The sequence below is a fragment of the Oceanisphaera marina genome (genome assembly GCF_014643915.1).
GTDB classification, from domain to species: Bacteria; Pseudomonadota; Gammaproteobacteria; order Enterobacterales; family Aeromonadaceae; genus Oceanimonas; species Oceanimonas marina.
The window spans coordinates 113,453-119,947 of record NZ_BMKE01000009.1; the positions used below are offsets into that span (position 1 = coordinate 113,453).

General features: G+C 51.9%; 5 protein-coding genes. All 5 read left to right on the forward strand.

Annotated features, from left to right (window positions below; genetic code table 11):
• Positions 1 to 171: 171 nt before the first annotated feature.
• The 5 genes from gorA (at position 172) to gapS4a (ending at position 6,408) form a co-directional block, all read left to right on the forward strand.
• Complete coding sequence (gorA, locus tag IEW52_RS07435; RefSeq protein WP_188629431.1) at positions 172 to 1,524, forward strand: glutathione-disulfide reductase; 1,353 nt, start codon at positions 172 to 174, stop codon at positions 1,522 to 1,524.
• A 353-nt stretch (positions 1,525 to 1,877) separates the two neighbouring features.
• Positions 1,878 to 2,333: an RDD family protein gene (locus IEW52_RS07440; protein ID WP_188629432.1), complete on the forward strand. Its 456-nt coding sequence runs from the start codon at positions 1,878 to 1,880 to the stop codon at positions 2,331 to 2,333.
• 210 nt (positions 2,334 to 2,543) lie between these two features.
• A complete protein-coding gene (locus IEW52_RS07445; protein ID WP_188629433.1) occupies positions 2,544 to 3,923 on the forward strand; it encodes a DUF2868 domain-containing protein in 1,380 nt (459 codons plus the stop codon).
• Entirely contained in the window at positions 3,916 to 5,304 is a 1,389-nt protein-coding gene (locus IEW52_RS07450; protein ID WP_188629434.1) for a DUF3482 domain-containing protein, read from the forward strand. Before IEW52_RS07445 ends, IEW52_RS07450 begins: the two co-directional genes overlap by 8 nt.
• 429 nt (positions 5,305 to 5,733) lie before the next feature.
• Entirely contained in the window at positions 5,734 to 6,408 is a 675-nt protein-coding gene (gene gapS4a / locus IEW52_RS07455) for a GapS4a family protein (RefSeq protein WP_188629435.1), read from the forward strand.
• Positions 6,409 to 6,495 lie beyond the last annotated feature (87 nt).

The following is a 6,495-nucleotide window of genomic DNA, read 5'->3' on the forward strand; positions in this document are numbered from 1 at the left end:
CGCAATGTTCAAGCGTTTCATGGTTATTAAGGCCAAAAGCCGGTGGAAGCGGTCAGTTAGTGACCACCTCATTCGAGGAAACATGGTGTACAATCGTGCGGTAGCTTAGGGTGTAGTCATTTCGGTCTTATCACATATCCACAATCTCACTCTTCAGGAGCATATAAATATATGGCACAGCATTTCGATTATATCGCCATCGGCGGCGGCAGCGGCGGTATTGCCTCGGCCAACCGTGCCGCCATGCACGGTAAAAAAGTCGCTTTAATAGAAGCCAAAGACCTGGGCGGCACCTGCGTAAACGTGGGTTGCGTACCTAAAAAAGTGATGTGGTACGGCGCTCAGGTGGCCGATGCCATCAAGCTGTATGCCGAAGATTACGGCTTTGACGTTAAACTGGAAGGCCACAGCTGGAGCAAGCTGGTTGAAAGCCGCCAGGCGTACATTGGCCGCATTCACCAGTCTTACGACCGCGTGTTGGGCAACAACAAGATCACCGTGATCAAGGGCTTTGCCAGCTTTAAAGATGCCCATACCCTGGTCGTTAACGGTGAAGAATACACCGCCGACCATATTCTGATTGCCACCGGTGGCGAGCCGGTTATTCCACAGATCCCAGGGGCCGAATATGGTATCAACTCTGACGGTTTCTTCGAGCTGACCGAACAACCCCAGCGCGTGGCCGTCGTAGGCGCCGGTTATATTGCCGTTGAGCTGGCGGGCGTGATGAATGCACTGGGTTCAGAAACCCACTTGCTGGTGCGCAAGCACGCACCCCTGCGCAGCTTCGACCCCATATTGACCGACACCCTGGTTGAAGCCATGGCCACCGAAGGCCCGCAACTGCATACCGAATCGGTGCCGAAAAGTGTCGAAAAGAACAATGATGGCAGCTTGACGCTGCATTTGGACAACGGCGAACAACTCACCGTGGATTGCCTGATCTGGGCCATCGGTCGTCGCCCAATGACCGCCAACCTGAATCTGGACGCCGCCGGCGTTGCCACCGATGAGCGTGGCTACATCAAGGTCGATGAATACCAGAACACCAGCGCCCAGGGCGTGTATGCCGTGGGCGATAACATCGGCTACGTAGAGCTGACGCCGGTGGCCGTCAAGGCCGGTCGCCAGTTATCCGAGCGCCTGTTCAATGGTAAAACCGACGCCAAAATGGATTACAAGCTGATCCCGACCGTGGTATTCAGCCACCCGCCCATCGGTACCCTGGGGTTGACCGAGCCCGAAGCCCGTGAGCAATATGGCGATGACCAGGTCAAGGTGTACACCTCGACCTTTACCTCCATGTACACCGCCGTAACTGCCCACCGCCAGCCCTGCAAGATGAAGCTGGTGTGCGTAGGCGAAAACGAAACAGTGGTTGGCGTACACGGCATTGGGTTTGGCATGGACGAAATTCTGCAAGGCTTCGCGGTGGCCGTGAAAATGGGCGCCACCAAAGAAGACTTCGACGCCTGTGTCGCCATACACCCGACCGGCGCGGAAGAATTCGTGACCATGAGATAAGCCATTGATTTATTGACTTAAAAGCCGAGCAATTGCTCGGCTTTTTATTTTTACCAACACCATAAAACCAAGATGATATTTCGTTGCACTGTTAAAGGTTGAATAAATAATCTTTTTGCCAAACCGATTTAGAATACGCCCCCTTCCATTTTTAAATCTATGCTGCCTATAATAATAGAGCCTCATATGGATTTAATTGTGACGCCAATGTAAAAATAATGGATGCTGACGGCATCAGATTCAAGGCCGAAGTTCAGTTTGCATTGCCATTTAATCAGTGAATTAAATAACACTTTTTCAAACCAACCTTACAGCAGGCCATTAAACACAACTAATACACGGGATAATAAAAAATGGAAAATAAAGAGTATGCAGGTTTTTGGATACGCTTTGGGGCGTTACTTATAGATTGCATTTTAATGCTAATCGTTTTCACCGTGCCCTTAAGCTTCATATACGGTGAACAATATTGGGTAGGAGATCAGCTACTCTATGGGTTTTGGGACCTATTGCTGGGTTATGTCGCGCCCGTTGTAGCAACCATCTGGTTCTGGGTTAAATATTTAGCGACACCAGGGAAGATGGCAACAAAATTAAAAATTGTAGACGCCGTTACCGGTGAAAAGATGAGCACAGCGCAAGCCATTGGACGCTATTTCGCTTACATACCAGCAATGCTCCCTTTAGGGCTTGGGCTGATTTGGGTCGGCATTGATAAAAAGAAACAAGGCTGGCACGACAAGATGGCAGGCACCGTTGTTATTAGAGATACAGCAAAAGAGTCCGTCAGTTTCGAAAAAACCATTTAACAGATTATAGCTCTGCTCACCTTAGGTGTCTGACGTGAGTACCCTGTACAGCAGGGTACTCTGGGGTTACCTGATCCGACTTTAAGGCCTGCATTGCGACATATCCTGCCGATTCGGTAATAACCCTAAAAAAATTTGCGTACCATTCGCGTTATTCAACGTCCATTCTCAGGCACAATAGAATGATGACTGCGATTTAATGGACGGCTTGTGACTGACTCAGCGACTCACCCAAACCAACATTTACAAACACTCTGGCTTTGCGAGGCCGTGCGGCTGCGCGAAGAGCACACCGGCCAGCTGGAAGACAGCGAGGCCTGTCGTAAAGCCCGTAGCTCGCAAGGCTCGCTTGCCGAGCGCCTGCAGGTGCGCGGCTTGTTTTTAGCCAGGCGCGACGGCCTGGTCGCGGCATTGCAGCACTGGCTGCACGGTGCCAGACTGGCATTATGGCTGCTTGTTTTTACCGCTATTTTCTCTGGCGTGGTGCTGGCGAAAACCGCACTCGGTGGTAATCCCGAGGCCATTAATATCTTTTGGGCCTTGTCCGGCCTGATTGGCCTGAATCTGCTGAGCTTGCTGGCCTGGTGTGTCAGTTTTCTGTTTACCAAACAAAGCAGCTCACCCCTGAGCCAGCTTTGGCTGTGGCTCAGCAACAAGCTGGCCCGCGATGCCAGGGCCGCCCAGCTGGCACCGGCGTTACTGGTGTTATTACAACGCCATAATTTATTGCGCTGGGGCCTTGGCCGTTTGCTGCATGGCTGGTGGCTGATCGCCTTGAGTACCGCCCTGATCACCTTGATTGCGCTGATGGCTACCCGTCGTTATGGCTTTGTATGGGAGTCCACCATAGTGGCCAGCGATTCCTTTGTACTGCTGGTGCATTCTTTGGGCACCCCTGCCGCCTGGTTCGGCTTTGCCGTACCGACCACTGAACTTATCCAGCAGAGCAGCCTGCACGCCTTGGCCGGTGAGCAGGCACGGCAAATCTGGGCCAGCTGGTTACTGGGCATGCTGTTAATCTACGGCGTGCTGCCGCGATTGGTGTTGAGTGTGCTGTGTGAATGGCGCTGGCGCCGTGGCGTTAAATCTTTAACCTTCAACGCCGACGATCCCGTCTGGCAGCCACTTCATGAGCGGGTACAACCGAGCAGCGAACGCTTAGGCGTTGTGGATGCCGCTCCCGCGACGCTGTCCAGTACCACGGCCGGCTCGCACCTGGCAGGTCACGCCGCCGTCTTGGTCGGCATTGAGCTGGATGACAGCATCAGCTGGCCACCCGAGCACCCGGCCAAGATACGGGATGCAGGAATCATAGATACTCGTGAGCAGCGCCGCCATCTGCTTGAACAATTCAGCGCCCACCCGCCTGCCCGCCTGCTGATTACCTGCAACCCCCAGCGCTCGGCAGATAGAGGCACCCTGCATTTAATTGCCGAGCTATCCCGCACCGCCACCCAAACCCGGGTCTGGTTACTGGATGTGGATGCCCCAGACGAGCGGCTAACCTATTGGCAAGAACAGCTGGATGCATTGAACATAGAACATAGTCGTGCCGCCCCCTGGAGCTGGCTGGAGCAAGCGAATGACTGAACAGACAACACCCTTAACATTGGCGGTGGTCGGCCACACCAATGTGGGTAAAACCTCGTTGCTGCGTACCCTGACCCGCGATGTGGGCTTTGGTGCCATCTCCCACCGCCCCAGTACCACGCGCCATGTAGAAGGCGCGCGGCTATCGGTGGATGGTGAAGCGCTGATTGAGCTGTACGACACCCCGGGCTTTGAAGATGCCATTGCGCTGTATGAATATATCGAGCAGCTGCCACCAACCGAGCGGCGCCTGGATGGCCCGGAGCAGATACAGCGTTTTCTCGACACCAGTGAAGCGGCTCAGCGCTTCGAGCAGGAAGCGAAAGTGCTACGCCAGTTATTGCAGTCGGATGCCGGTTTTTACGTGATCGACTCACGGGAGCCGGTATTGGCAAAATATCGGGATGAACTGGCCATTCTGGCCATGTGTGGCAAACCCTTGTTGCCGGTACTGAACTTTGTGAATGCACCCGAGCAGCGCGAAGCTGCCTGGCGAGAAGTACTGGCCCGGCTGGGGCTGCATGCGGTGGTGCGCTTCGACAGCGTGGCTCCGCCTGCCGATGGCGAGCAGCGGCTGTATGAAAACCTCAGCCTGGTGCTGGATAGCCAGCGCCCGCGCCTGCAACGCTTGATTGAGCATAACCAGGCGCAGGTACAGGTACGCCGCAAAGCGGGTTATCGCCTGATTGCCGAGCTGCTGGTGGATATCGCCGCCTGTCGGCGCAGCGTGCCCCCCCACCAGCTGGAAGACGCCATTCAAGCGTTACATAACGATGTTCGCCAACGCGAGCAGCGCTGCGTTGAGGCGCTGTTGACCTTGTATGCGTTTCGTAAAGACGATGCCGAGGCGCAAGACTTGCCGCTGGAAGAAGGTCGCTGGGGGGAGGACTTGTTCAACCCCGCCACCATGAAGCAGTTTGGCGTTAAAGTCGGCGGCGGCATGGCAGCCGGTGCCGCCACCGGGGCCGGTATCGATTTGTTTACCGGCGGCTTGAGTCTGGGCGCGGCCACCGTGCTGGGCGCCGCCATCGGCGGTTTCACCCAGACCTTTCGCAGCTACGGTGAACGTATCAAGGGCAAATGGCGCGGCGAGCGCGAGCTCACGGTTAATGACAGCACGCTGCGATTATTGGCCATTCGCCAGCAGCGCCTGCTGAATGCGCTTGAGCTACGCGGCCACGCGGCCCAGGAGCGCATTCAAATGGACACGCCTCTGGAGCAACAATGGCGCAAAGGCGAACTGGCCCCCCAACTAACCACCGCCCGCGCCTACCCAGCCTGGTCGAGCCTGAACGGCCGCAAACCCAGGCCCGATCACGAGCGCACCCACGCCATCGAAACCCTGGCCGCCAGCCTAGCAAAACTGGATGCTAGGGATTAGGGATTAGGGATTAGGGATTAGAGATTAGAGATTAGAGTGATTAAAACAGCGGATTAATGTGCCTGCACAGTATAAGTCGGACAAAGGGCCTGCTCCTCCGACACGCTAACACGCATCCATGCGACGTTCAGCACATGACGTCCTGTCATGTGATGGTCGGCTGAACAGATCCCTTCATCCTCCTAGATTCGAAGGAGTTATTTATCGTACTACTTATAAATACCGCGCCAATACAGAGCAGACAATGCAGTTCTAGCACATAAATTATTTCTAGACGGTAAAATATGCATATCATGATTACCCTTCCAATTTAGAAGGTAGCTTGTTTATAATGCACAAGACTAGACATTAAGATTTAATTTTCAAGGTATATAATACCTATAAAACCACAAAAAAATTATATTAACTTAAATAATAAAGAGGGTACGCATGGGAGAGTTATCAAGGGAAATTGGTGAAAAAGGTGAAAAATTAGTTTCGGAGCTCCTCTCTGTTATAGGATGGAAAGACTTCCAAGATGATGAGTCTATTAACTGCCATGCCCCATCGGAGCATAAGCGCCCTAGTGCCATCAAAGACAGAACGACACATGGTATAGACATTTTCTATTCATCAAGATCTCAGCTACAAGACTTCACTCTTGAAAACATCATCTTATCTGTAAAGTATACATCAAATCCCTACCCAGCTAATCCATCAACAAAATTTAAAGAACATTTAAAAGATTTAGCTCAGACTATTGAGTGCTTTATGAAGTCAGATCTTAGAGCACAGAATAATGAAGACTATGAAATGTCTGGGATTAGTAGAGCTAATGATACTGGTGTTCTTTTTTGGTTATCAGATCATAAAGATTCTGATCAAGATGTTGTTAGTAAAATATATAACATTAATCTTGATAAAGAACTTAAGTTTTCAACAGTTCATGTTGTTGACAATAGTAGAGCGGCATTTATTTATAACTCTATAAGCTATATTCGTCATAACTTTACAGAGTATGATTATTATTTTCATTATGCGTTTAGTTCATCAAACTATAAAGATCCAGACCTTGAAAAATATGGGAATTTATTCCCTGTGGAGTATCTAAGCAGTACGGCATAACCCATGTGGATCTATAATTTCTACATATAGCTACATTCGGGAGCCTGCCATGAAACGGAACTTGTTAGGTCAGTCACTCACGGCCGA